Below are 25,739 nucleotides of genomic sequence, written 5' to 3' on the forward strand. Positions count from 1 at the left end.
ACCACCACCGCCTCCGCGCCCGGGGCGGCGCGGCCCCCGACGGCAGCTCCGTCGAGCGTGGCCCCGCCCCGGGGACAGGGGGCCCGCCCGCCTTCGGCACGCGCGCGTGTACGGCTCCGCGCGGCGTCGGTCCGGGTATCGGAGCCGTGCCGCGCGGGCGGGGCGGGAAAAGCTCACGGGACGTTCCCCCGGCGTCCAGATCCACGTCGGCGGGGACACGTCGGGCGCGACGAGAACACCCGTATGCGTGTCGTCATCGTCACCGAATCCTTTCCCCCTGACATCAACGGTGTGGCGCACTGCGCCCTCCAGACCGCGCGCCACCTCGTCCGCCGAGGCCACCAGCCCCTCGTGATCGCCCCGGCCGTCCCCGACCCCACCGCCGACGCCGACGCACCCTGCCCCGTGGTCCGCGTCCCCTCCCTGCCCCTGCCCGGCTACGCCCAGGTACGGGTCGCCCTCCCCAGCCGCCGCGTCGCCGCAGCCATCGCCGCCCACCGCGCCGACCTCGTCCACCTGGCCGGCCCCTTCGTCCTCGGCGTCCGCGCCATGGCCGCCGCCAGCCGCCTCCGGGTGCCCGCCGTCGCCGTCTACCAGACCGACCTCGCCGGGTACGCCCGCACCTACGTCGGCACCGGGGAGGGCACCGCGTGGCGCCGGCTCCGCGCCGTCCACGGCGCCGCCGACCGCACCCTCGCCCCCTCCAGGGCCGCCCTCCGCGATCTGGAGGCGCACGGCATCGAGCGGATACGCCTCTGGGGCCGGGGCGTCGACACCGCCCGCTTCCACCCCGCCCGGCGGGACCCGGAGCTGCGCCGTGCGCTCGCCCCCGACGGCGAACTCCTGGTCGGGTACGTCGGCCGCCTGGCCCCCGAGAAGCGCGTGGACCTGCTGGCAGCGGCGGACGGCCTCCCGGGCGTCCGGCTCGTGATCGTCGGCGACGGACCCAGCGGCCCCGGCCTCCGCGACCGGCTCCAGGGCGCCCACTTCCTAGGCCGCCGCACCGGCGACGACCTCGCCCGGATCTTCGCCTCGCTCGACGTCTTCGCCCACACCGGCCCCTACGAGACCTTCTGCCAGACCGTCCAGGAGGCCATGGCCAGCGGACTCCCCGTCATCGCCCCGGCCGCCGGCGGCCCCCTCGACCTCGTAGCCCACCGCCACACCGGCCTCCTGGTCCCCCCGGAGGACCCCGCAGCCCTCCGCGAGGCCATCACCACCCTCACCACCACCCCCACCCTCCGCGCCACCTACGGCGCCGCCGGCCGCGCCCAGGTAGAGGGCCGCACCTGGGAGACCCTCGGCGACGAACTCATCGCCCACTACCTGGAGGTCCTACGCGAGCGAACGGCGGTGGCGGCATGAACGGCCACAGCCAAGGAACCACGGAGACGGAGCCGGGACGGGGCGGCGAGCCGGCCGGGACCCCTGCGGGCGGGTCTGCTGTGGTCGGGTCCGGTGAGGCCGGGACAGCTGGTGCGGCCGGGTCTCCCGGGGCGGGGCTTGCTGCGGTCGGGCCCGCAGTGGCCGGGTCTGCTGTGGTCGGGACAACTCGTGCGGCCGCTTCCCCCGTGACCGGGCCTGCTGTAGTCGGGTCCGGTGCGGCCGGGACCGCTGGTGCGGCCCTGTTGCCCACGGTTGGGCCCGCTGTGGCCGGGACACCTCGTGCGGCCGGGTCTGCCGTGGCCGGGCCCGCTGCGGTCGGGACAGCTCCTGCGGCCGCGTCCCTCGCGGCCCGGGCCGCTGTGGCGGGGTCTGCTATGGACGGGGAACCTCCTGCGGCTGCGTTCCCTGCGGCCGGGTTCCCAGCGGCCGGGGCTTCTGTAGCCGGGATACCTCCTGCGGCCCCGTTCCCTGCGGCCGAGCTCGCTGCGGCTGGGACCCCTGCGGCCGAGCTCCCTGCGGCCGGGACCACTGCGGCCAGGTCCGCGCGGGCTCGGGCGTACGGTGCCTCGTACGGGCGGGACGGGCTGCGGATCGTGCGGCTTGCGAACTTCGTCACGCCCACTTCGGGTGGGCTGCGCACCGCGCTCGACCGGCTCGGGCGGGGCTACCGGGCGGCCGGGCATGAGGCTGTCCTGATCGTTCCCGGTGCCACCGCCTCCGACGAGCCGGCCGAACAGGGCCGGGTGATCACCCTGCCGGGGCCCGAGCTCCCCGGCACGGGCGGCTACCGGGTCCTCGCCGACCGGCGACGGCTGGCCGACCTCCTCGAACGGCTCGCCCCGGACCGGATCGAGGTCTCCGACCGCACCACGCTGCGCTGGACAGGGGAGTGGGCCCGGCGCGCCCGCGTTCCCTCCGTGATGGTCTCCCACGAGACCGCCGACGGAGTCCTGCGCACCTGGGGCGTCCCCGCCCCGCTCGCCGCCCGCGCGGCGGACCGGCTCAACCGCCGCACCGCCTGGGCCTTCGGCCGGATCGTGTGCACCACGGCCTGGGCGGAGGACGAGTTCGTCCGCCTCGGCGCCCGCAATGTCGTACGGGCTCCGCTCGGCGTCGACCTGGAGCACTGCCGGCCCGGGCGGCGCGACCCCGCCGTACGGGCCCGGTACGCCGAGGGCGCCGGGGTCCTGTTGGTGCTCTGCTCCCGGCTCTCCGTGGAGAAACGACCCGGCACGGCGGTGGAGGCGCTCGCCTACCTGCTCGACGCCGGCGTCCCGGCCCGGCTCGTCGTCGCGGGCGACGGGCCGCTGCGCTCCGGCCTGGAGCGGCGGTCCCGGGAACGGGGCCTGCCGGTCCGATTCCTCGGCCACGTCGCCGACCGGGAGGAACTCGCCAACCTCCAGGCCGCCGCAGACCTGTGCCTGGCCCCCGGCCCCGCCGAGACCTTCGGGCTCTCCGCCCTGGAGGCCCTCGCCTGCGGCACGCCCGCCGTCGTCAGCGCCTCCTCCGCCCTCCCGGAGGTCGTCGGCGCGGCCGGCGCGGCCGCCGCAGACACCCCCGCCGCCTTCGCCGACGCCGCCCGGGGACTCCTCGCCCTGCCGGAGCCCCGGCGCAGAGCCGCCGCACGCGCGCGTGCGGAACGCTTCTCCTGGGACCGCTCGGTGACGGCCTTCCTCCGCGCCCACGAGGCGGCCACCGCCCCGCGCGCCACGGACCCGGTCGCCCGACTCCGAGGCCCCGCCGCAGCGACCCCCGCCGGGGAACCGGCCCCGGCCCGGAACCAGGGGGCCGACAGATGACCCCCCTCCGTGCGGCCCGGCCCCCGGCCCAGACCCCACCGGAGGCGGCCTCCGCCGCAGCCGCCCGCGCGGGGACGGTTCCGGTGCCGGGCGGCCTCGCCGGTGCGGGCACAGCCCCGGAGGCGGGCTCTGCCGTGGTTGCCCACGGGGGGAAGCTTCCGGATGGGGTCGGCCCTGCCCGTACGGGAACGGCTCCGCAGCCGGTCGGCTCCGCCCGGGCGGCAACTGCCCCGGAACCGGTCCGCCTCGCCCGCGCGGGAACGGTTCCAGCGCAGGTCGGCCCCGCCCGCGCCGAGCAGGCCCCGGGCCCCGGCGCCCCCGCCCCCTCCGAGGTCGCCCCCCTTCGGTTCGTCGTGCTCGGGGACTCGTTCAGCGAGGGCGTGGGGGATCGGGTTGCCGGGGGATGGCGGGGGTGGGCCGCGCTGTTGGCCGAGGGGCTGGTCGAGGCCGGGCAGCGGCTGGAGTTCGCCAACCTTGCCGTGAGCGGGGCGCTCAGCGGGGACGTCGCCGAAGAACAGGCGCCGCGGGCGGTCGCTCTCCGGCCGCACCTCGCCTCCGTCGTCGTGGGCGTCAACGACACCCTGCGGCACACCTTCGACATCGGGCTGTTCGCCCGCCGCCTGGATCGCGTGCTCGCCGCGCTCGACGCGGCCGGAGCCGTACTCCTGACGGCCTGTCTGCCCGATCCGGGGCGGATGCTCGGGCTTCCCGGGCCGCTGGCCCGGCCGCTCGCCCGTCGGCGGCGGTCCGTGAACGCGGTGGTGCACGCGCTGTCGGCCCGGCACGGCGCCGTCCACCTCCACCTCGCCGACCCGGCCTGGACCGACGACCGGCGGCTGTGGAGCGCCGACCGGCTCCATCCCGGCGAGCGGGGGCACCGCGCGGTCGCCGGGGCCTTCCACCGGCTCCTGGCGGAGCGGGGGCTCGCCCGGGGGCCCGCTCCCTCCCCGGAGGCGTCCGAGCCGCCGCCGACCCGCGCCGAGACCGCCCTGTGGCTCGCCACGGCCGGGACCGGCTGGGTGCTGCGCCGGAGCCGTGACCTGCTGCCGCAGTTGCTGCTGCTCGCGGGGGAGGAGCTGCTCCACCGCTCCGGCGGCACCGGAACCGGTCCGCTCGACGCGCGCGCGGAGACCGCCCTCGCCGAGGCCCTCGCGGCGACAATGGGGGAATGAGCGGGCGCTGGGAGTTCTGGATCGACCGGGGCGGCACCTTCACCGACGTCGTGGGGCGGCGCCCCGACGGGCGCCTCGTGACCCGCAAGGTCCTCTCCCACGACCCGGCCCGCCGGCAGGACGCCGCCGTGGCCGGGATCAGGCTCCTCATGGGCCTCGGCCCCGACGAGCCCGTCCCCGCCGACAAGGTCGCCGTCGTCAAGATGGGCACCACCGTCGCCACCAACGCCCTCCTGGAACGGCGCGGCGAACCGACCCTGCTGCTCATCACCGAGGGCTTCCGCGACGCTCTGCGGATCGCCTACCAGAACCGGCCCCGCCTCTTCGACCGGCACATCGTGCTGCCGGAGGCGGTGTACGCGCGCGTGGCGGAGGTCCCCGAGCGGGTGGACGCCCACGGCACCGTCGTCCGGCCCCTCGACGAGACCGCCGTCGCCGCCGCCCTCGCGGACGCCCACCGCGAAGGGCTCCGCTCCGCCGCCGTCGTCCTCATGCACGGCTACCGCCACCCGGAGCACGAACAGCGCGTCGCGGCCGCCGCCAGGGAGGCAGGATTCACCCAGGTCAGCTGCTCGCACGAGGTCAGCCCGCTGATCAAGCTGATCCCGCGCGGCGACACCACCGTCGTCGACGCCTACCTCTCGCCCGTGCTGCGCCGCTACGTCGACGAGGTCGCCGGCGAACTCGCGGGGATCCGCCTGATGTTCATGCAGTCCAACGGCGGCCTGCGGGAGGCCGCCCACTTCCGCGGCAAGGACGCCGTCCTCTCCGGCCCGGCGGGCGGCGTCGTCGGCATGGCCCGTACCTCCGCCCAGGCCGGACACGACCGCGTCATCGGCTTCGACATGGGCGGCACGTCCACAGACGTGTCGCACTACGCCGGCACTTTCGAGCGTGAACTCGGTTCACAGGTCGCCGGAGTGCGGATGCGGGCACCCATGATGAGCATCCACACCGTCGCCGCCGGCGGCGGCTCCGTCCTCCACTACGACGGGCGCCGCTACCGCGTCGGACCCGACTCGGCCGGCGCCGTCCCCGGCCCCGCCTGCTACCGGCGGGGCGGCCCGCTCACCGTCACCGACGCCCAGGTGATGCTCGGCCGCATCCAGCCCGACCACTTCCCGGCCGTCTTCGGCCCGCACGGCGACGAAACCCTCGACGCCGGGGTCGTACGCGAGCGGTTCGAGGCCCTCGCCGAGGAGATCGGCGGCGACCGGACCCCCGAGGAGGTCGCGGCCGGCTTCCTGCGGATCGCCGTCCTCGACATGGCCAACGCCGTCAAGAAGATCTCCGTCCAGCGCGGCCACGACATCACCCGCTACGCTCTCACCTGCTTCGGCGGCGCCGGCGGCCAGCACGCCTGCGCCGTCGCCGACGCCCTGGGCGTCGACACCGTCCTCGTACCCCCGCTCGCGGGCGTCCTCTCCGCGTACGGCATCGGACTCGCCGACGCCACCGCCCTGCGCGAACGCTCGGTGGAGGCCCCGCTCGACGAACCCGGCACCCACGCGCGCGTGACCGCCGTCGCCGCGGAACTCGCCGACCGCACGCGGGCCGAACTCCGCGCCGACGGCCTCCCCGACCCGGCCATCACCACCCACGCGCGCGTGCTGCTCCGCTACGCCGGAACCGACGCGAGCCTCCCCGTCGACCTCGGCCCCGCCGAGTCCATGGCCGCGAGCTTCACCGCCGACCACCGCGCCCGCTACGCCTTCACCATGGACAAGCCGCTCGTCGTGGAGGCCGTCACCGTCGAGGCCGTCGGCACCGCGGGCCCCCACGGCCCCGTCCACGTCGCCGCCGGAGCCCGTACCGGCCCCCTCGAACCCCGCGCCACCGTCCGCACCCACGACGGCGCCACCGCCACCGACACCCCGCTCCACCGCCGCGAGGACCTGCGCCCCGGCGACACCGTCGACGGGCCCGCGATCCTCGCCGAGGACGACGCCACCACCGTCGTCGACCCCGGCTGGCGCGCCACCGCCGGTCCCACCGGCCACCTCCTGCTCACCCGCGCGGTCCCGCGCCCGGCCCGTACCGCCGCCGGCACCGACGTCGACCCGGTGCTCCTGGAGGTCTTCCACAACCTCTTCATGTCCATCGCCGAGCAGATGGGCGTCCGCCTGGAGAACACCTCCCACTCCGTCAACATCAAGGAACGGCTCGACTTCTCCTGCGCCCTCTTCGACGCCGAGGGCAACCTGGTCGCCAACGCGCCCCACATCCCCGTCCACCTCGGCTCCATGGGCGAGTCCATCAAGGAGGTCCTCCGCCGCCGCGCGGGCGACCTGCGGCCCGGCGACGTCTACGCCGTCAACGACCCGTACCACGGCGGCACCCACCTCCCCGACGTCACCGTCGTCACCCCCGTCTTCGACGACACCGGCCGTGAACTGCGCTTCCTCGTCGCCTCCCGCGGCCACCACGCCGAGATCGGCGGCATCACCCCCGGCTCCATGCCCGCCTTCAGCCGCACGATCGACGAGGAGGGCGTCCGCTTCGACAACTGGCTCCTCGTCCGCGACGGACGACTCCGCGAGGCCGAGACCCGCGCCCTGCTCACCGGCGCCCCCCACCCCTCCCGCGACCCCGACACCAACCTCGCCGACCTGCGCGCCCAGATCGCCGCCAACGAGAAGGGCATCGAGGAACTCCGCAAGGCCGTCGCCGAGTTCGGCCTGGAGGCCGTACAGGCGTACATGGGCCATGTGCGGGCCAACGCCGAGGAGTCCGTCCGCCGGATCGTCGACCGCCTCCGGGACGGCACCCACCGGTACGAGACCGACTCCGGCGCCGTCATCCGGGTCGCCGTCCGCGTCGACCGCGAACGGCGCTCCGCCGTCCTCGACTTCACCGGCACCTCGCCCCAGCTCCCGGGCAACGCCAACGCCCCCACCGCGGTCGTCATGGCCGCCGTCCTGTACGTCTTCCGCACCCTCGTCGACGAGGACATCCCGCTCAACAGCGGCTGCCTGGCACCCCTGGAGATTCGCGTCCCGCCCGGCTCCATGCTCGCCCCCGAACCGCCGGCCGCCACCGTCGCCGGGAACGTCGAGACCTCCCAGGCCGTCACCGGCGCCCTCTACGCGGCTCTCGGCGTCCAGGCCGAGGGCTCCGGCACCATGAACAACCTCACCTTCGGCGACGACCGCGTCCAGTACTACGAGACCGTCGCCAGCGGCTCAGGCGCGGGGGACGGCTTCGACGGCGCCGACGCCGTCCAGACCCACATGACCAACTCCCGCCTCACCGACCCCGAGATCCTGGAATGGCGCCACCCCGTCCGCCTCGACGCCTTCGCCGTGCGCGAGGGCAGCGGCGGCCGCGGCCGGTGGCACGGCGGCGACGGCGTCGAGCGGCGGCTGCGGTTCCTGGAGCCCATGACCGTCGCCCTCCTCACCGGACACCGCAGGGTGCCCCCGTACGGGATGGCGGGCGGCGCGCCGGGAGCGCTCGGCGAGAACCTCGTCGAGCGCGCCGACGGCACCGTGGAACGCCTCGACGGCGCCGCCACCACCGACGTCGCCCCCGGCGACGTGCTGGTCCTGCGCACCCCCGGCGGCGGGGGTTACGGCACCCCGCCCCAGATCCAGGGGGAGGGCGCCCCTAAGGCGCCGTGACGAAGCGGACCGGCGTCCCCGGCACCGCCTGCGCCGCCGCCCCCAGGTCCGCCTCCCGCACCACCGCCACCACCGGATACCCGCCGGTCGTCGGATGGTCGGCGAGGAAGACCACCGGGCGTCCGTCCGGCGGCACCTGCACCGCCCCCAGGACCATGCCCTCGCTGGGCAGCTCCCCGGAGCGGGCCCGATCCAGGGCGGGCCCGTCGAGCCGCAGCCCGATCCGGTTGCTCGCCGAGGACACCAGGTACGCGCGCGTGGTGAGGGTCCGGAGCGCCCGCGCCGTGAACCAGTCGTCGCGCGGCCCGAGCCGGACCCGCAGGACGAGTTCGTCCGGCGGGCCCGGCCAGGGGGGAGCGTCGACCGACCCCCGTACGGCCGTGGCCGCCCCCAGCGGCAGCACCGCCCCGTCCGCCAGCGGCGCCGGGCCGAGCCCGGACAGCAGGTCGGTGGAGCGGCTGCCGAGCACCGGATCGACGGCGATCCCGCCGCCGATCGAGACGTACGAGCGCAGCCCGCGGACCGCCGGGCCGACGTCCAGGAGCGCGCCGGCCGGGACCCGTACCGCCGTGCCCCAGGGCACCGGGCGGCCGTCCGCCCGGACCGGGCAGGGCGCGCCGCCCACCGCCACGGTCACCGCGCGGCGCGGCCGCAGGGCGCAGCCGGTGACGGTGGTCTCCAGGACCGCGGCCCCCTCCTCGTTGCCGACCAGCCGGTTCACCAGGCGGGCGGCGGCGGGGTCCAGGGCTCCGGAGCGGGGCACGCCCAGGTGCGCGAACCCGGTCCGCCCCAGGTCCTGCACGGTGGTCAGGGCGCCGGCCCGGACCACGGCGACGGCGCGGTCGTTCATCGGCCGGCCCCCGTCCCGGGGAGGGCGCCGCGCGCGGGGACGAACCGCACGCGCGTGCCGGGGGAGAGCAGTGCCGCCGGCTCGCGGCCGGTGTCCCACAGGACCACGTCCGTCGTCCCGATCAGCTGCCAGCCGCCCGGCGAGGAGCGCGGATAGACCCCCGTGTACGGCCCCGCCAGCGCCACCGCGCCGGCCGGCACGGCGGTCCGGGGCGTCGCCCGGCGCGGCACCTCGTACCGCGCGCCGAGCCCCGTCAGATAGCCGAAGCCGGGGGCGAAGCCGCAGAACGCCACCCGGAACTCGGCCGACGCGTGGATCCGCACCGCCTCGGCGGGCGATACCCCCCACCGGGCGGCCACCTCGGGCAGATCCGGCCCGTCGTACCGGACCGGCACCTCCACGACCTCGCCCACGCGCGCGTGCCCCGGCCGGAGCTCCCAGCCCGGCAGCTCGGCCGCGAGCGCCGCCGGCTCGGCCACCCCGTCGAGCAGCACCGTCCGCGCCGCCGGAACGATCTCCCGTACGCCGGACAGCGCACCCGCCGCCCGGCGCCGCAGCAGCTCCGCGTGGAAGGTCTCGGCGGCCGTCCGGTCGGCCAGTTCGACGAGGAGGGCGTGCTCGCCCACCCGCAGCACCCTCACGCGAAGGCCCCCACGGTGACCCCGGCGGACTCCAGACCCGCCCGGACGCGCCGGGCCAGCTCCACCGCGCCTGGGGTGTCCCCGTGCAGGCAGAGCGAACGCGCCCGCACGGGCACGGGCGTCCCGCAGCTCGCCGTCACCGTGCCTGTCCGGACGAGCCCCACCGACCGCTCGACCACCGTGTCCGGGTCGTGCACGACGGCCCCCTCCTGCCCCCGTGGCAGCAGGGAACCGTCGGCCCGGTACGCACGGTCGCCGAACGCCTCGGCGACCACCGGGAGCCCCGCCCGCTCCGCCGCCTCGTGCAGCCGCGAACCGGGCAGTCCGAGCACCGGCAGCCCGCCGCCCGCGAGCAGCACCCCGTCGACGACCGCCGCCGCCTGCTCCGCGTCGCCCACCACCCGGTTGTAGAGCGCCCCGTGCGGCTTCACGTACGCCACCCGGGAACCGGCCGCGCGGGCGAACACCTCCAGGGCGCCGATCTGGTACGCCACCTCGGCGGCCAGCTCCTCGGCCGGCACGTCCATGGCGCGCCGCCCGAAACCGGCCAGGTCCCGGTAGGACACCTGGGCCCCGATCCGTACCCCTCGCTCGGCGGCGAGCTCGCACACCCGCTGCATGGTGACCGCGTCCCCCGCGTGGAAGCCGCAGGCCACGTTGGCGCTGGTGACGACGGAGAGCAGCCGCTCGTCGTCGGTCAGCGTCCAGCGGCCGAAGCCCTCGCCGAGATCGGCGTTCAGGTCGATCGAGACCCCGCTCATGATGGTGCTGTTCCCTTCACCGGTGCTGTGGTGCTGTGGTGCTGTGGTGCTGTGGTGCTGTGGTGCTGACGTGCTGTGGTGCGTGTCAGAAGGCGATCCGGTACTCCTCGTCCCGGACGTCGGTGACGAACATCCGCCCCGGCGCGTGGGTGATGGCGAACGGCGGGCGCGAGGCCGTCACGGCCGCCTGCGGGGTGACCCCGCAGGCCCAGAAGACCGGTACGTCCCCCGGCTCCGCCACCACCGGGTCCCCGAAGTCCGGCCGGTCCAGGTCACGGATCCCGAGCGCCGCCGGGTCGCCCGCGTGCACCGGCGCCCCGTGGACCGCAGGCAGCAGCCCGCTGATCCGCCGGGCCACCGGGACGAGCCGCGCCGGGACCGGCCGCATCGACACCACCATCGGCCCGTGCAGCCGCCCCGCCGGCCGGCAGGCCCGGTCCGTCACGTACATCGACACGTTCCGGCCCTGCTCGACGTGGCGCAGCGGCACTCCCGCCGCGGCGAGCGCCCCCTCGAAGGTGAAGCTGCACCCGATCAGGAACGAGACCAGGTCGTCCCGCCAGTACGGCGTGGCGTCCGCGGGCTCCGCCACCAGGCGCCCGTCCTCCCAGACGCGGTAGCCCGGGACGTCGGTGCGCAGGTCCGCGCCCGGCGCGAGCGGGGTGGTCCAGGCGCCCGCGTCCGTGACGTCCAGGACCGGGCAGGGCTTCGGGTTGCGGGTGCAGAAGAGGAGGACGTCGTAGGCCCAGTCGGCGGGCACCGCGATCAGGTTGGCCTGGGCGTGGCCGGGCGCCCAGCCGGCCGTCGGGCCCGCCGTCCCGGCCCGCGCACGCGCGCGTGCCTCGCGCGGACCGGGCACGCCCGCCCCCAGGAGGTCGGTGCCGTTCACCCGAGCTCCTTCCCGCGCGTCTCCGGCAGCCCGAGCAGAGCGACGACCGCGATGCCGTACCCCACCGCGCCGAAGACCAGCGCCCCGCCGACGCCCCAGCTCTCGGAGAGGAAGCCGACCAGGGTCGGGAAGATCGCGCCGACCGCGCGGCCGGTGTTGTAGGTGAGGCCCTGGCCGGTGCCGCGCACCGGCGTCGGGTACAGCTCGGCGAGGAAGGATCCGAAACCGCTGAAGATGGCCGACATGCAGAAGCCGAGCGGGAATCCGAGCACCAGGAGGAGGGTGTTCGCACCCGCAGGGATCTGGGTGTACGCGAGCACCGACGCCGCCGACAGGACGGCGAAGAGCGCGATGTTCCGCTTCCGGCCGAGCCGGTCCGTCAGATGGCCGCCCGTCAGGTAGCCGATGAAGGCGCCCGAGATCAGCAGCGCCAGATAGCCGCCGGTGCCGACCACGGTCAGCCCGCGTTCGGTCTTCAGGAAGGTCGGGACCCAGGTGGCGAGCGTGTAGTAGCCGCCCTGCACGCCCGTGGACAGCAGGATCGCGAAGAGCGTGACGCGCAGCAGACCGGGCCGGAAGACGGCCCGCAGCGAGCCCCGCTCCGCGCTCGCCACGCGCGCGGCGGCCGCCTGCGGGGCGTCCTCGACGTTCCGCCGGACCCAGAGCACGAGCAGCGCGGGCAGGGCGCCGGTCCAGAAGAGGATCCGCCAGGCCAGGTCGGCGTCGAAGAACTGGAAGACCAGGGTGTAGACGACCACCGCGAGGGCCCAGCCGGCCGCCCACGCCGACTGCACGGCGCCGAGCGTACGGCCCCGGTGCTTGGCGGAGGCGTACTCGGCGACCAGGATCGCCCCGACCGCCCACTCGCCGCCGAACCCGAGGCCCTGGAGCGCCCGGAAGACCAGCAGGGTCTCGTAGTTGGGCGCGAAGCCGCAGAGCACGGTGAAGAGCGCGTACGTCATCACCGTGATCATCAGGGCCTTGACGCGGCCCACCCGGTCGGCGAGGACCCCCGCGAGCGCGCCGCCCACCGCCGACACCACCAGGGTCACCGTCGTCAGCAGTCCGGTCTGGCCCTTGTCCAGGCTGAAGTAGGCGGCGATCGCCACCATCGACAGCGGCAGGGTGAAGAAGTCGTAGGAGTCGAGGGCGTATCCGCCGAAGGCGCCGCCGAAGGCACGCCGTCCGCGCGGGCCGAGGGCGCGCAGCCAGCCGAACGCGCCGGTCGCGTCGGGCCGGTCGTCCTGGGAGTGCTGCCGGGTCTGTGTCGTGCTCATCTGCACCTCGCAGTTGGGGGAGGCGTGCCTGAGAGACGTACGAGTGGGCGGTGCGTGTTCCGGTGGTGACCGTGTGCGGTGGCGCCAAGGTAGGGGATTGTTCAACGATTCGACAAGAGGCATGTTGTCCCCGATCCGTTTCTGCGGTTGACTCGGCGGCCGGACGACGACGGGGCGCACCGCCCCGGCTGGAAGGGGGACCGTGGACGCGAGCGGCACCGGGACGACCGGGGGACTGGCCGACGACCGCGCGCTGCTCGGGCGCACCAGCACGGCGGAACGGGTCGCGGACATCCTGCGCACCCGCATCGCCGAGGGCTTCTTCCCGCCCGGCACCCGGCTCTCCGAGGAGAGCATCGGCGGCGCCCTCGGGGTGTCCCGCAACACGCTGCGCGAGGCGTTCCGGCTCCTCACCCACGAGCGGCTGCTCGTCCACGAGCTGAACCGCGGGGTCTTCGTCCGCGTCCTCGCCGTGGACGACGTCGAGGACATCTACCGCACCCGCCGGCTCGTCGAGTGCGCCGTCGTCCGGGGGCTCGGCGAGCCGCCCTTCCCGGTGGCCGGCCTGGCCGCCGCCGTCGCCGAGGGCGAGGCCGCCGCGCGGGCCGGCGACTGGCGCGCGGTCTCCACCGCCAACATCCACTTCCACCGCGAACTCGTCGCCCTCGCCGGCAGCGCCCGTACCGACGAGCTCATGCGCGGCGTCCTCGCCGAACTCCGGCTCGCCTTCCACGTGGTGGACGACCCCCGGGCCCTCCACGAGCCCTACCTCGTCCGCAACAAGGAGATCCTCGAAGCCCTGCGGGCCGGGGAGCGGGCCGCCGCCGAACAGCTCCTCGGCCGCTACCTCGACGACTCCATCGACCGCGTCGCGGCCGCCTACGCGCGGGCCGTGGACGAACCGGCGGAGGCGTAGGGCCCCCAGGCGGCCGCGGGCCTGCCCACGGGGTGTCGGGGGAGGGTACCGCCCCGGACGGGGGTGGGGCGGTGGTTTCTGCGCCGTTTCGACCCATGTCAGTGCGAGGACCTACTCTGTGCACCGTGACTTCGCCTGCCTCGACGGACCTCGCTCCGCCCCAGCTCAGCGCGGGGCCGCGCCCCGCGCAGGGGCCGGCCGCCGACGAGGGGCTCGCGCGGCGCCTGCGCGCGCTCGCCTGCACCGCGCCGCTGCACGACCTCGACGCGCGCAAGGCCAACCTCGCCGGCGAGTACACGGTCTACGCGATGGCCGAGGTCGCCCTCGCCGCGATCGACCTCGTCACCCTCCACATGGACTTCGACACCGGCGCCGACCACGACCAGGTCGTCGCCCGGCTGCTGCCCCGCGTCGCCGCCCAGGCCCCGGGCCGCCCCGCCGCCGAGCACGAGCGCGTGGCCCGCTGGGTGCTGGAGAACCTGATCAACGTCGGCAGCGTCGACCGGGGCTTCCGCGCCGTCTACGGCACCTTCGGCACCGACGGCGTGTACGTCCGCCGGGACTACGACTTCAAGCTCATCGAGGAGGTCCCCGGCTACGGCGGCACGGTCTGCCTCAGGACCACCGACGAGGCCGTCAACGTGCTGGTCGGCGCCCTCGACACCGACGTCACCAGCGCCCAGATCGCCGCCGAGGTGAAGCTGGAGGTCCTCATCAGCCGGGGCCGCCTGGCCGACGCCCAGCTCGCCGCCGAGCAGGCCCGCTACCGCACCGTCCAGTACGCCGAGACCCTCCGCAGGACCCTGGAGGCCACCCGGCGCAACGTGCGCGCGGTGGACTGGCTCAACAGCGTGCCCGACATGATCGCCGAGGCGCTCGACCACGTCGCCGACCGCTACCGCCACGAGAACGCGATCCTCACCAACATCCGCAAGGCGCGCGACGAGGCGGAGGACCCCGAGCACAAGCGGCGGGCCGCGGAACTGGTCGACATCGTCAAGGACTGCATCCGCCGCCACACCCAGCTCCAGTCCCGCCTCCTGGAGGCGGGCCCGCTCTTCCGCGCCGAGCAGGACCGGCAGGCGTTCGCCGCCCCCACCCGCTACACCGGCCTCGACCTGTACGGCCAGCTGGTCGCCCCCGTGCTGCCGCTCCCCGTCGAACGGGCCACCCGGGTCACCGACGCCTTCTTCGCGCGCGGCACCGGCCTGCGCACCCCCGCCTCGGTCCGCCTCGGCGACCTCGTGGACCTGCTGCTCACCCCGCCCGTCGAGCGCGAGCACCTCGGCGCGGAGATGCCCGAGCCGGAGCTGATCGCGACCCCCGACGACTCCCGCTTCAGCGAGCGCCAGCTCGCGGACGCGCTGGGCCTGCTCGACCTGGAGCACGACGCCCCGCGCCGGCTCTCCGGCCTGCTCGCGGAAGCCCGCGCCACCGGCGGCGAGGACCTCGCCTACCTGGTGGCCCTCCTCGCCGTCCACGCGGCCAGCCCCCCGGTCGGCACCGCCTACCGCCAGGGCGAGGAGCGCCTGCTCTTCGCCGTGGACGACGGCACCCCGCTCGACGACCCCGGCTTCGGAGGCGCCGACCTCATCGTCGGCACGGCCCTCCTCGACGCCGTCGGCATGGCCGCCGACCGTACGGAGGCGACGTGACGTACGTCTCCGACACCGCCCCCACGCCCCCCGCCCCCGGCCAGGCCCCCCACCCGCCCACCACCGCCCCGACCCGCCCCACACGCGCGTGGCTCCCGAAGCCCCCGGCCCAGGCCACCCTGACGCAGGCTCCGGCCCAGGCCCCGGAGACGGCACCCACCACCACGCCGACGGAGCCCACCGAGCCTGCGCAGGCGGAGCCCGCCGCGCCGGTAGCGGAGCCCACCGAGCCCGCGCCGGCGGGGCCCACCGAGCCTGCGCCGGCGAAGCCCGCCGCGCCCGTGGCGCAGCCCGTCGAGCCCGCGCCGGCGGAGCCCGCCGAGCCCCAGGCCGACCTCGTCACGCCCAAGGCGGAGCCTGCCCAGCCCCAGCCCCAGCCCGAGCCCGAGCCCCAGCCCGAGCCCGCCGCGCCCGCGGCGGAGCTCGTAGCGCCCAAGGCGGAGCCCGTACAGCCGACCACTCCCGCCGCAGCGACCCCCACCGCACCGCCCGCCCCCGCCCCCACCCCATCCGAAGCCCCGCGTCCCCCCGCCTCCCCCGGCCCCCGCCTAGGCGCCGTCTCCCTCCCACCGGCGCCCCGGGCGTCCGCGCGGCGCCGGGAGCTGCCGACGGTCCGGGCCGTGGGCCGCGGCGCCCCCGCCGCGGCGCCGACCGCACCAAGCGGGGCGCCCGTGCCGCCCGCCGCCGTCACCCCCGTGCCGCTTCCGCTGCCGAAGGCCGCCCGCACCACCGCCGTACCGAACGAGAGCCGCACCGAGGAGCCCCAGCCGTGAGCGACAACACCGCCGAGTACGCCGAGTACGCGGACGCGTGGAGCGAGCAGGAGCCTCCCCGGCCCCCCGCCACAACCGGGCCCACCGCCGGGCCCACCGCCGGGCCCGCCGCCTCGGTCACGCCCGCCGACGCCGCCGACGCCGCGCGGCTCGTCTCCTTCGGGCTCCAGCCCAAGCTGCTCCCCGCGCGGGACGCCGAGTACGCCGAACTGCTGCGGCGCTACCAGGAGGACCCGGCCTTCGCGCGGCTCGCCGACGCCGTCGCGACCGGCCTCGGCCTGATCGTCCTGGAGGTCTCCCCGCGCGCGGGGATGGCCGTCACCGCGGGCGAGGACTCCGTCTTCGCCGTCCGCATGGGCGACTACGCCCGCCGCGCCCACACCGACGCCGCCGACCGCTTCCTGCACGGCCTCGCCCACCTCGCCGTCGCCGCCATGGCGTTCCCGCGCCCCGAGGACCTCGCCGACGACGCGTACATCGGCCGCCTCACCGTCAACGGCGTGGACTCCTTCGTCCGCCAGGCGTGCCTGCGCCTGGAGCAGCGCGCCGAGGAGGAGGGCGAGAACACCGACCCCGCGTCCGACGCCCCCGGCCTGGAGGCCGCCTGGCGCGTGTGGTCCCGCCGCAGCACCACCGGCGCCACCAAGGACGCCCGCCGCCTCGCCGGCTCCACCACCGGCATCGTCGCCAAGGCCGTCGCCTTCCTCACCGACTCCGGCTTCCTCCAGCGCACCGGCGACGAGAACGGCGGCTCCTACCGCACCACCGCCCGCTACCAGCTCCAGGTCCGCGACATGGCCGGTTCCGCCGCCCTGACGGAACTGCTCGACCTCGGGATCGTCCCCGTCAGCGACGGCACCGCCACCCTCGTCCCGCCGCCCGAGGGCGACGACCTGCACCTCGCCGCCGACGCCGGCCTCCCCTTCCACGCGTAACCCCGGCGCACCCCGCCGCACCCCGCCCCCGCGCAACCGAACTTCCCGAGCACGAGAGCACGAGAGTCCCTCGCCATGTACGAGCTGTCCCGGGTCCGCCTCTACTCCATCGGCCCCGCCGGCGCCCGCTACGCCGACACCGTCCTGGACCTGCGCGGCGTCGGCGCGCCCGTGCCCCACCCCGCCCCCACCCAGGCGGAGTTCTTCGAGGAGGAGCCCGTCGGCCCGCCGCGCCGCCCCGCTCCCGCGGGCGTGCTCTTCCTGGAGAACGGCGGCGGCAAGTCCGTCCTCCTCAAGCTGATCTTCTCGGTGATGCTCCCGGGCCACCGCAACACCCTCGGCGGCGCCAGCTCCGGCGTGCTCCGCAAGTTCCTGCTCGCCGACGACTGCGGGCACGTCGCCCTGGAGTGGCAGCACACCCTCACCGGCGAACTCGTCGTCGTCGGCAAGGCCAGCGAGTGGCGCGGCCGCCAGGTCTCCAACGACCCGCGGAAGTTCGCCGAGGCGTGGTACTCCTTCCGCCCCGGCCCCGGCCTCAGCCTGGACAACCTCCCCGTCGCCGAGGCGACGTCCGTCCGCCCCGCCGCCGAGGGCGTCTCCGGAGCCTCCGGCCGCCGCCGCACCATGAAGGGCTTCCGCGACGCCCTCACCGAGGCCGGCAAGGCGTACCCGCACCTCGACGTGGTGTGGGAGGAGATCCACGACCGCTGGAACGAGCACCTCGGCGAGCTCGGACTCGACCCCGAACTCTTCCGCTACCAGCGCGAGATGAACGCCGACGAGGGCGAGGCCGCCGGCCTCTTCGCGGTCAAGAAGGACTCCGACTTCACCGACCTCCTCCTCCGCGCGGTCACCGACACCCGGGACACCGACGGCCTCGCCGACCTCGTCGGCGGCTTCGGCAACAAGCTCGGCCGCCGCGCCGAACTCACCGCCGAACGCGACTTCACCGCCGGCTCCGTCGACCTCCTCACCCGCATCGTCGACGCGGCCGGAACCCGCTCCCACGCGCGCGAGGTCCACGCCGCGGCCGAACGCCGCACCCGGACCCTCGCCCGCCGCCTCTCCGGCCGCGCCGCGGGCGAACGCGCCCGCGCCGCCGAACTGGCCCAGCAGGTCACCTCCGCGGGCCACGCCGTCTCCGAGGCCGAGACGGCCCGCGAGCGCAGCGCCCTCATCGCCGCCGAACTCGCCTACCGGCACGCCTCCCTGGCCCTCGCCGCCGCCGAGAAGGGCGCCGCCTCCCAGCGCCGCGAGCTCATCGAGGCCCGCACCCTGCACTCCGCCTGGCAGGCCGCCGAATCGGTGCTCCGCCACCGCGCGGCGGGCGACCGCTCCGCGCGCGTGGCCGCCGCCATCCGCGAGGCCGAGCGCGACGCCGCCCCGGCCCTCGCCGCCCGCGCCGAGGCCGCCGCCGACCTCGTACGGGCCCTCGCCGCCGCCGCCGAGGAGGGCGAGCGGCACGCCGCTGAGGAGGAAGAACGGTCCACCGCCCTCCAGGAGGCCGGCGAGGCCGCCCACCGGGACGCCACCGCCGCCGCCACCGAGGCCCAGCGCGCCCGCAGCGAGGCCGGCCACCTGCGCCAGCGTCTCACCGAGGTCGAGCAGGAGACCGCCGAGGCCGTACGGGCCGGCTGGCTCGACGACTCCGCCCCCGACGCCGACCCGGCCCGCGCCGCCCTCGCCGCCGCCGACGCCGAGAAGACCACCGTCGCCGCCTGGGACGCCGCCCGCGAGGTGGCCCGCACCGCGAGCGAACGCGCCCGCGAGACGGCCGCCGCCGAGTCCCGCGCCGAACTCGCCGCCGCCCGCGCCGCCGACGCCGCCGAGGCGGCGGGCAACGCCTACGACGCCGAGCGCCGCGCCGCCGAGGCCCTGGCCGCCGAGGAGCGCCTCGCCGAACTCCTCGGCCTCCCCGGCTCCGGCTCCCCGCTCCCCGGCCAGCGCGCCGGGGCCACCGCCCCCGCCGAAGGGGACGAGGACCTGCCCGGCGACGCCGCGGACGCCCAGGCCCCGCTCTCCGTCACCGACTTCGACCGCTACGCCGAGGAACTGCGCCGCCTGCTCGACGGAGCCGTCTCCTCCGCCGAGCGCCAGCTCTTCGACCTGCGCACGGCCGCCGCCGACGACTCCCGCATCCTCGGCGCCCTCGGCGACGGCGGCCTGCTGCCGCCCGGCCCCGACGTCCTCGCCACCGTCGAGTTCCTCGGCGAGCACGGCATCCCCGCCCTCCCCGGCTGGCGCTACCTCGCCCAGTCCGTCGACCCCGCCGACCACGCGCGCGTGCTCGCCGCCCGCCCCGAGCTCGTCGACGGCGTCGTCATCACCGACCCCGTCTCCTACGGCCGCGCCCGCGAGGCCCTCGGCTCGGCCGCCCTGCTGCCCCGCTCCGCCGTCGCCGTCGGCACCGCCGCCGCCCTCCTCGCCCCCGTACCGACCCAGGACGCCGGCGAGGACACCGGAGTCTTCCTCGTGCCGCCGAACCCGGCCATGCACGACGAGCACGCCGCCGACGAGGAACGGCAGGCGCTCCGCGCGCGTGCCGCCGCCCGCGACGAGGAGATCCGCGCCCTCGCGGCCCGCCTCGCCGGCGACCGCGCCCTCGCCGCCCGGATCGGTGCCTGGCGCGCCGACTGCCCGCCCGGCATGCTCGCCGAGCTCGCGGCCGTCGCCGCCACCGCCCGGGAGACCGCCGAGGCCGCCGCCCAGACCCTCGACGAGGCCCGCGCCACGCGCGCGGAGGCCGAGGAGACGGCAGCCGAGGCCCTCGCCGTCCGCGACGACCGCCAGGAGGCCGCCCAGCGCGCCCGACGCGCCGCCGACGCCCTCGCCGGCCTCGCCTTCCGGCTGCGCGAGCGCTCCGCCTGGCAGGCCAAGCTCCGCGAACTCGCCGACGACGCCACCGAGTCCGAGGCCCGCGCCCAGACCTGCCTGGAACGCGCGCGTGCCGCCGACGAGGACCGCAGGGCCGCCCAGCGCGCCGCCGACGACGCCCACCGCACCGCCCGCGCGCTGCGCGCCGAGCGCGCCGAGATCGCCGGCGCCCCCGAACAGCTGCCGGAGGAGACCCCCGGCGCGCCCCGCGCCGCGCTCCCCACCCTCCGCGAGGCGTACCGGGCCGCCTCCCAGCTGTACGAGAAGGTCGGCGTCGGCGCCGACCTGCGCGCCGAGCAGGCCCGCGCCGAGAGCGACGAGTCCGCCGCCCTCGCCGAACTGGACCGGCTCACCAACAAGGTCCGCACCCGCGCCGAGCAGCTCCTGGAGTCCACCGACGGCGCCGACGGCCCGTCCCGGCAGGCCGCCGCCGCCCGCGCCGAGTCCCTGGTGCAGATGCTGGAGACCCGCGCCTCCGAGGCGAGCGAGAAGCTCGGCCGGCTGCGCGGCGAGTCCGAGCGGCTCGCCCCCGAGGACGGCGGGGCCCACACCGAGCTGCCGGAGGAGCTGGTCCCGGCCGACGCCGACCGGGCCCAGGCCCTGCTGCGTACCGCGAGCGCCGAACTCGCCGCCCGCGGCGACGCCCTGGACGCGGCGCGCGCCGCCCACGCCGGGCTGCTGCGCGACCACCGGTCCGCCGAGGACGCCGCCGGCGGCTTCGACGAGACGGCGGCGCTCCTGCGCGACCTGCTGCGCGACCACGCGGAGGAGGAGCCGGAGGAGCAGGAGCCGTACCCCGGCTCCCTGGAGGAGGCCAGGACCACCGCAGGCGAGGCCCGGCGGGCGCTGCGCGCCTGCACGGCCGAGCTGTCCGCCGCCGACGCCTCCGTGCGCGAGGCGAGCGACATCCTCGTCCGGCACGCCAACTCCACCCGCTACGAGCAGGTCCGCACCCCGGCCCGCCAGCAGATCCGCGAACTGCCCGCCTCGGCGCTGCCCGAGCACGCCGCCAAGTGGGCCGAGGCGTTCGCGCCCCGGCTGCGCGTGCTCACCGACGAGCTGGCCCAACTGGAGCGCAACCGCGAGTCGATCGTGGACCGGCTGCGCGGGCTCGTGGAGACCTCCCTCGCCACCCTCCGCTCCGCCCAGCGGCTCTCCCGGCTCCCCGAGGGCCTGGGGGAGTGGTCCGGCCAGGAGTTCCTGCGGATCCGCTTCGAGGAGCCCGACCAGGCCACCCTCACGGAGCGGCTCGGCGAGGTCGTCGACGAGGCCACCCGCGCCGCCGTCAGGAAGAACTCCGACCTGCGCCGCGACGGCATGTCCCTGCTGCTGCGCGGCGTGCAGGCGGCGCTCGAACCCAAGGGCATCGCGGTCGAGATCCTCAAGCCCGACGCGGTGCTGCGCGCCGAGCGGGTGCCGGTGGGGCAGATGGGCGACGTCTTCTCCGGCGGCCAGCTGCTCACCGCGGCCATCGCCCTGTACTGCACGATGGCGGCGCTGCGCTCCAACGACCGGGGCCGGGACAAGCACCGGCACGCGGGCACGCTGTTCCTGGACAACCCGATCGGCCGCGCCAACGCCACGTATCTGCTGGAGCTCCAGCGGGCGGTCTCGGACGCGCTCGGCGTCCAGCTGCTCTACACCACCGGCCTGTTCGACACCACGGCGCTGGCCGAGTTCCCGCTGGTGATCCGGCTGCGCAACGACGCGGACCTGCGGGCCGGCCTGAAGTACATCAGCGTCGAGGAGCACCTGCGGCCGGGTCTGCCGCAGCCGGCCGGCGAGGGCGAGACGATCCACGGCGAGATCACGGCGACCCGGATGTTCCGCCGCCACCAGGACGAGGAACCCCCGACGGCGCCGTAGACACGCCGAAGGCCCGGTGGACACGCCGGAGGCCCGGTCCCCACCAGGGACCGGGCCTCCGCCGTGCCGTGTCACGCCATCCGTGGCACGCCCTACCGAGCCGTCAGGCGACCCGCTCCTCCGCCACCCGGTCCCGCCGCGCCTGGTAGGCGGTGCTGCTCGGCTCGGAGACCACGCCGTTGCGCTGCCGCCAGACCTGGCGGGTGATCCAGATGTCCAGCACGCTCCAGGTGGCCACCACGGTCGCGACCACCGCCGCTATCGTCATCGGATAGGCCAGCCAGGAGCTCGTGATCGAGGTGAGGAAGGCGACCACGGCCAGGATGATCGTCACCGACGTGATCATCACCGCCCGCACCGCGGCGTTCCGCACCGGGTCCGGCATCCTTCGCAGTCCGCGGTCGTCCTCCACCCACAACTGACCCGCGGTCCGCGTCTCGTCTTCCATGTCCTGTCACTCCCCACCGCACGACGCTCCCAGGGGTGGCTGCCCGGATCACGCGGTTCTACACGGCGCGCCCGGCCGGCGCGCGACCCGCCCGTCCTCGGACGGGGCGTTCCCCCGTACTTCATGACGCTCCGGACAGGGAAAAGGTTTCCCCACTTCACCCGACAACGCGAACGGAACGATCGATTCCAGCCATTGCGCCCGGGGCGCGAAATGGTGCACCGTCAGGTGTCCTGCGCCACAGTGGCCGACCATAACTCCTGGAATACCAGGACATCTCATGATCAACACTCACTCGACAGGCTGAAAATCGCCCAGACACACCTTCGAGATGGCCGCGATGCAGTAGTAGGCTCACGCCGCCGTTTGTTGAAACCGAAGGTTGACGCGCCGTGTTGACGCGGCGACGCCGTTCGAGGGACCTCCGTGGCCACGGAGGCCGTACGTGGGGGAGGCCATGCGCTTTCGCGGGAAGTCCATCCGCCGGAAGATCGTGGCGCTGCTCCTCGTACCGCTCGTCTCCCTCACCGGCCTCTGGGCCTTCGCCACCGTCCTCACCGGACGCGAGGCCGACCAGCTCCTGGACGTCGGCTACATCGTCGACAAGGTCGGCTATCCCATCGAGGACACGGCCCGGGTCATCCAGCTCGAACGCCGCCAGTCCCTCGTCTACCTCGCCGACCCGCGCGGCTCCGAGGCCCTCACCCAGCTCCGCGAGGCCCGCCTCGCCACCGACCGCCAGATCGACCGGATCCGCTCCAACGCCGGGGACCCCGGCGTCCGCGAGGAGATGCGCCCGGTCACGAGCCAGAAGCTCGACTCGCTCCTCACCGCCTTCGAGGAGATCTCCTCTCTGCGCCGCTCGATCGAGAAGCGCAGCATCGGCCGGATCCAGGCGCTGGAGTTCTACAACCGGCTGGTCGACCCCTGCTACAGCTTCCTCGTCACCCTCCACGCGCTGGAGAACGTCGAGATGGACAAGCAGGGCCGCGCCCTCGTCGGCATCACCCGCGCCCGTGAACTCCTCTCCCGTCAGGACGCCCTCGTCCTCTCCGCGCTCGTCGCCGACCGGATCACCGCCCAGGAGATCCGCGCCGTCTCCGACCTCGTCGCCGGCCGCAAGCAGTACTACGAGGTCAACCTCGAACTCCTCCCCGCCTCCGAGCGGCAGCGCTTCGAGCAGTACTGGCGCAGCCCCGAGACCACGGCCCTGCGCACGGCCGAGGAGCAGTTCATCAAGGGCGGCCCGACCGACCGGCCCAAGGGCGTCACGGCCGCGTACTGGCAGGACGAGGCCAGCCCGGTCCTCGACGAGCTCGCCCGCGCGAACACCGCGGCGGGCGACCGCTACCAGGACCGGGTCCAGCCCGCCGCCTACAGCGTCCTGATCAAGGCGGGCGTCGCCGGTGTCCTCGGCTTCCTCGCCCTCCTCGCCTCCATCGGCATCTCGGTCCGCGTCGGCCGCTCCCTCGTCCGCGACCTGCGCCGCCTCCAGAAGGAGTCCCAGGAGGTCTCCGGCGTCCGTCTGCCCAGCGTCATGCGCCGCCTCGCCTCCGGCGAGCACGTCGACGTCGAGACCGAGGTCCCCCACCTGCGGTACGGCGAGGACGAGGTCGGCCAGGTCGGCCAGGCCCTCAACACCCTCCAGCGCGCCGCCGTCGAGGCCGCCGTGAAGCAGGCCGAGCTGCGCCGCGGGGTCTCCGAGGTCTTCGTCAACCTCGCCCGCCGCAACCAGGTCCTGCTCCACCGTCAGCTCACCCTGCTCGACACCATGGAGCGGCGCACCGAGGACACCGAGGAGCTCGCGGACCTCTTCCGCCTCGACCACCTCACCACCCGCATGCGCCGCCACGCCGAGGGCCTGGTGATCCTCTCCGGCGCCGCCCCCTCCCGCCAGTGGCGCAAGCCCGTGCAGCTCATGGACGTGGTCCGGGCCGCCGTCGCCGAGGTCGAGGACTACGAGCGCGTCGAGGTCCGCCGGCTGCCCCGGCTCGGCGTCGGCGGCCCCGCCGTCGCCGACCTCACCCACCTCATCGCCGAACTCCTCGAGAACGCCACCGTGTTCTCGCCCCCGCACACCGCCGTCCAGGTCCTCGGCGAGCGGGTCGCCAACGGCTTCACGCTGGAGATCCACGACCGCGGCCTCGGCATGAGCCCCGACGTCCTCCTCGACGCCAACCTGCGGCTCGCCGAGACCCCCGAGTTCGAGCTCTCCGACACCGACCGACTCGGCCTGTTCGTGGTCAGCCGCCTCGCCCAGCGCCAGAACGTCCGCGTCTCGCTCCAGACCTCCCCGTACGGCGGCACCACCGCGGTCGTCTTCATCCCGGCCGCGCTGCTCACCGACGCCCCCGAGACCCAGGGCGCGGGCTTCCGCCTCGACCGCAAGACCGTCGACCCCTGCACCCAGAACGGCGACCCGCAGCACGCCTCGAACGGATCCCGTACGACCTCCGGTGCGGCTGCCGGCGTCCTCGACGAGGACCCGCTCCCGCAGCGTCGGCCCGCCCTCGCGCGCGTGCCCGATCTGACGGACGTGACGGGAGGCGGTCACAGGCCCGGCTCCGTGGACGGCTCCTTCGACGGTGCCCAGGACCGGGCGCTCGAAGGCCCCCTGGACGGTCCGGTCGAGCTGGAGCCGCCGCTCGGCCCCGAGGACATCGACGCGCTCCTCGACCGCTCCGCCGACCTCCTCGACAGCGACAGCGAGCGTGGCGGCCTCTTCCGCCCCCAGCGCCGCCGCCCCGGCCTCGCCCCGGCCGGCGAACAGCACCAGCAGGTCCCCGACCAGGCCACCGGCCACGGCGAGGGCGACCCGGCGGGCGAGGACGGCGCCACCGGCGTCCCCGGAGCCGTGCCGCTGCCGCGCCGCCGCCCGCCGACGCTGGTCGTCGACCACGGGCGCCGGCTCGACGAGCCCGGCCGCGCCCACCCCGCCCCCGGCGCGGGCCGCGCCGAGGACCGCCGGGTGCCGCCGCGCACCACAGGACCCACGCTCGTCCCCGTACGCCCGGAGGGCACCGACGCCCGTCCGGCTCCGGCCCCGCGGCCCGAGCCGTTCGCACCCCCGGCACCCCCCGCGCCCCCCGCTCCGGCCTCGCCGGGCGAGGCGGCGGCCCCCGCGGCGGCGCGCGAGCCGGTCCGCGTACGGCCCGCCGACGCCCCCGTGACGCTCGACGGGCTTCCGCGCCGGGTCCGCCAGGCCAGCCTCGTCCCGCAGCTGCGCGAGCCCGAGCGCCCGGCCGACGGCGGCACGGGCGCCCCGCGGCCCGCCGAGCACGGCCCGGCCGAGGACGACTTCGAGCGCGACGCCGAGGAGGTGCGCGCGCGCATGGCCGCCATGCAGCGCGGCTGGCAGCGCGGACGCCGGCACGGCTCCGGCCCGGACGACACCACAGCACACGGAACGACACCCGAGGGGGACGGTCGATGACCGCACCGAACGCCGCAGCAAGCACGGGCAGCGCCGCCCACGGCAACGGCGAGCTGAACTGGCTCCTGGACGAGCTGGTCGACCGCGTCGCCGCCATCCGCAAGGCCCTGGTGCTCTCCAGCGACGGCCTGGCCACCGGCGCGTCGCGGGACCTGAGCCGTGAGGACGGCGAGCACCTCGCCGCCGTCGCCTCCGGCTTCCACAGCCTCGCCAAGGGAGTCGGCCGCCACTTCGAGGCGGGCAGGGTCCGCCAGACCGTGGTCGAGCTGGAGGAGGCGTTCCTCTTCGTCACCGCCGCGGGCGACGGCAGCTGCCTCGCCGTCCTCGCCGACGCCGACTCCGACGTCGGCCAGGTCGCCTACGAGATGACCCTCATGGTCAAGCGGGTCGGCACCCATCTCGGCACGGCCCCCCGGACCGGTCCGCACACGGGAGGGTGAGCCG

Annotated in this window: 17 protein-coding genes; 11 read left to right on the forward strand and 6 right to left on the reverse strand. The window is 76.0% G+C overall.

From position 1 onward, the window contains the following. Positions 1 to 243: 243 nt before the first annotated feature. The 4 genes from ACFXMG_RS22095 (at position 244) to ACFXMG_RS22110 (ending at position 7,977) form a co-directional block, all read left to right on the forward strand. Positions 244 to 1,365, forward strand: coding sequence for a glycosyltransferase family 4 protein (locus ACFXMG_RS22095; RefSeq protein ID WP_383820836.1), 1,122 nt, complete (start codon positions 244 to 246; stop codon positions 1,363 to 1,365). Positions 1,366 to 1,970: 605 nt separating this feature from the next. Further along, positions 1,971 to 3,185 (forward strand): glycosyltransferase, encoded by a 1,215-nt coding sequence (locus ACFXMG_RS22100; protein ID WP_383820865.1) that lies wholly within the window; start codon positions 1,971 to 1,973, stop codon positions 3,183 to 3,185. Positions 3,186 to 3,538: 353 nt separating this feature from the next. Continuing rightward, a complete protein-coding gene (locus ACFXMG_RS22105; protein ID WP_383820839.1) occupies positions 3,539 to 4,357 on the forward strand; it encodes an SGNH/GDSL hydrolase family protein in 819 nt (272 codons plus the stop codon). Next, positions 4,354 to 7,977 carry a hydantoinase B/oxoprolinase family protein gene (locus ACFXMG_RS22110; protein ID WP_383820842.1) on the forward strand — a complete coding sequence of 1,208 codons (3,624 nt, stop codon included), beginning with the start codon at positions 4,354 to 4,356 and terminating at the stop codon, positions 7,975 to 7,977. Before ACFXMG_RS22105 ends, ACFXMG_RS22110 begins: the two co-directional genes overlap by 4 nt. Here ACFXMG_RS22110 and ACFXMG_RS22115 read toward each other — a convergent pair. The 5 genes from ACFXMG_RS22115 to ACFXMG_RS22135 form a co-directional block, all read right to left on the reverse strand. After that, positions 7,964 to 8,827 carry a biotin-dependent carboxyltransferase family protein gene (locus tag ACFXMG_RS22115; protein ID WP_383820845.1) on the reverse strand — a complete coding sequence of 288 codons (864 nt, stop codon included), beginning with the start codon at positions 8,825 to 8,827 and terminating at the stop codon, positions 7,964 to 7,966. The genes ACFXMG_RS22110 and ACFXMG_RS22115 overlap by 14 nt on opposite strands. Next, a complete protein-coding gene (locus ACFXMG_RS22120; RefSeq protein ID WP_383820848.1) occupies positions 8,824 to 9,468 on the reverse strand; it encodes an allophanate hydrolase subunit 1 in 645 nt (214 codons plus the stop codon). The genes ACFXMG_RS22115 and ACFXMG_RS22120 overlap by 4 nt, the downstream gene beginning before the upstream one ends. Beyond that, positions 9,465 to 10,229, reverse strand: coding sequence for a LamB/YcsF family protein (locus ACFXMG_RS22125; RefSeq protein ID WP_383820851.1), 765 nt, complete (start codon positions 10,227 to 10,229; stop codon positions 9,465 to 9,467). Before ACFXMG_RS22125 ends, ACFXMG_RS22120 begins: the two co-directional genes overlap by 4 nt. An 85-nt stretch (positions 10,230 to 10,314) precedes the next feature. Beyond that, entirely contained in the window at positions 10,315 to 11,118 is an 804-nt protein-coding gene (locus ACFXMG_RS22130) for a putative hydro-lyase (protein WP_383820853.1), read from the reverse strand. Then, positions 11,115 to 12,395 (reverse strand): MFS transporter, encoded by a 1,281-nt coding sequence (locus ACFXMG_RS22135; protein ID WP_383820856.1) that lies wholly within the window; start codon positions 12,393 to 12,395, stop codon positions 11,115 to 11,117. The genes ACFXMG_RS22130 and ACFXMG_RS22135 overlap by 4 nt, the downstream gene beginning before the upstream one ends. 202 nt (positions 12,396 to 12,597) lie before the next feature. On the opposite strand from ACFXMG_RS22135, the gene ACFXMG_RS22140 reads away from it, so the two are divergent. The 5 genes from ACFXMG_RS22140 to ACFXMG_RS22160 all read left to right on the forward strand — a co-directional run bounded on the left by ACFXMG_RS22140 (position 12,598) and on the right by ACFXMG_RS22160 (position 21,414). After that, the gene (locus ACFXMG_RS22140) at positions 12,598 to 13,311 is read left to right on the forward strand and encodes a GntR family transcriptional regulator (RefSeq protein ID WP_383820858.1); all 714 of its coding nucleotides are present in this window, start codon (positions 12,598 to 12,600) and stop codon (positions 13,309 to 13,311) included. 125 nt (positions 13,312 to 13,436) lie between these two features. Beyond that, complete coding sequence (locus ACFXMG_RS22145) at positions 13,437 to 14,966, forward strand: hypothetical protein (protein WP_383820861.1); 1,530 nt, start codon at positions 13,437 to 13,439, stop codon at positions 14,964 to 14,966. Further along, the gene (locus ACFXMG_RS22150; RefSeq protein WP_384901889.1) at positions 14,963 to 15,739 is read left to right on the forward strand and encodes a hypothetical protein; all 777 of its coding nucleotides are present in this window, start codon (positions 14,963 to 14,965) and stop codon (positions 15,737 to 15,739) included. The genes ACFXMG_RS22145 and ACFXMG_RS22150 overlap by 4 nt, the downstream gene beginning before the upstream one ends. Then, a complete protein-coding gene (locus ACFXMG_RS22155) occupies positions 15,736 to 16,674 on the forward strand; it encodes a hypothetical protein (RefSeq protein WP_383828759.1) in 939 nt (312 codons plus the stop codon). Before ACFXMG_RS22150 ends, ACFXMG_RS22155 begins: the two co-directional genes overlap by 4 nt. A gap of 75 nt (positions 16,675 to 16,749) precedes the next feature. Then, positions 16,750 to 21,414 (forward strand): hypothetical protein, encoded by a 4,665-nt coding sequence (locus tag ACFXMG_RS22160; protein ID WP_384120078.1) that lies wholly within the window; start codon positions 16,750 to 16,752, stop codon positions 21,412 to 21,414. A 103-nt stretch (positions 21,415 to 21,517) separates the two neighbouring features. On the opposite strand, the gene ACFXMG_RS22165 is transcribed toward ACFXMG_RS22160, so the two are convergent. Continuing rightward, positions 21,518 to 21,862 (reverse strand): hypothetical protein, encoded by a 345-nt coding sequence (locus ACFXMG_RS22165; protein ID WP_383828761.1) that lies wholly within the window; start codon positions 21,860 to 21,862, stop codon positions 21,518 to 21,520. Positions 21,863 to 22,319: 457 nt separating this feature from the next. Here ACFXMG_RS22165 and ACFXMG_RS22170 point away from each other — a divergent pair, with 457 nt between their 5' ends. Together ACFXMG_RS22170 and ACFXMG_RS22175 are read left to right on the forward strand one after the other, a co-directional pair. Next, positions 22,320 to 25,295 (forward strand): nitrate- and nitrite sensing domain-containing protein, encoded by a 2,976-nt coding sequence (locus ACFXMG_RS22170; protein WP_383828763.1) that lies wholly within the window; start codon positions 22,320 to 22,322, stop codon positions 25,293 to 25,295. Then, on the forward strand, positions 25,292 to 25,735 hold the full coding sequence (locus ACFXMG_RS22175; protein ID WP_383828765.1) for a roadblock/LC7 domain-containing protein: 444 nt from the start codon (positions 25,292 to 25,294) through the stop codon (positions 25,733 to 25,735). The genes ACFXMG_RS22170 and ACFXMG_RS22175 overlap by 4 nt, the downstream gene beginning before the upstream one ends. The last annotated feature ends 4 nt before the right edge of the window (positions 25,736 to 25,739 follow it).

The sequence above is a fragment of the Streptomyces sp. NPDC059201 genome, assembly GCF_042754585.1.
Classification (GTDB): domain Bacteria; phylum Actinomycetota; class Actinomycetes; order Streptomycetales; family Streptomycetaceae; genus Streptomyces.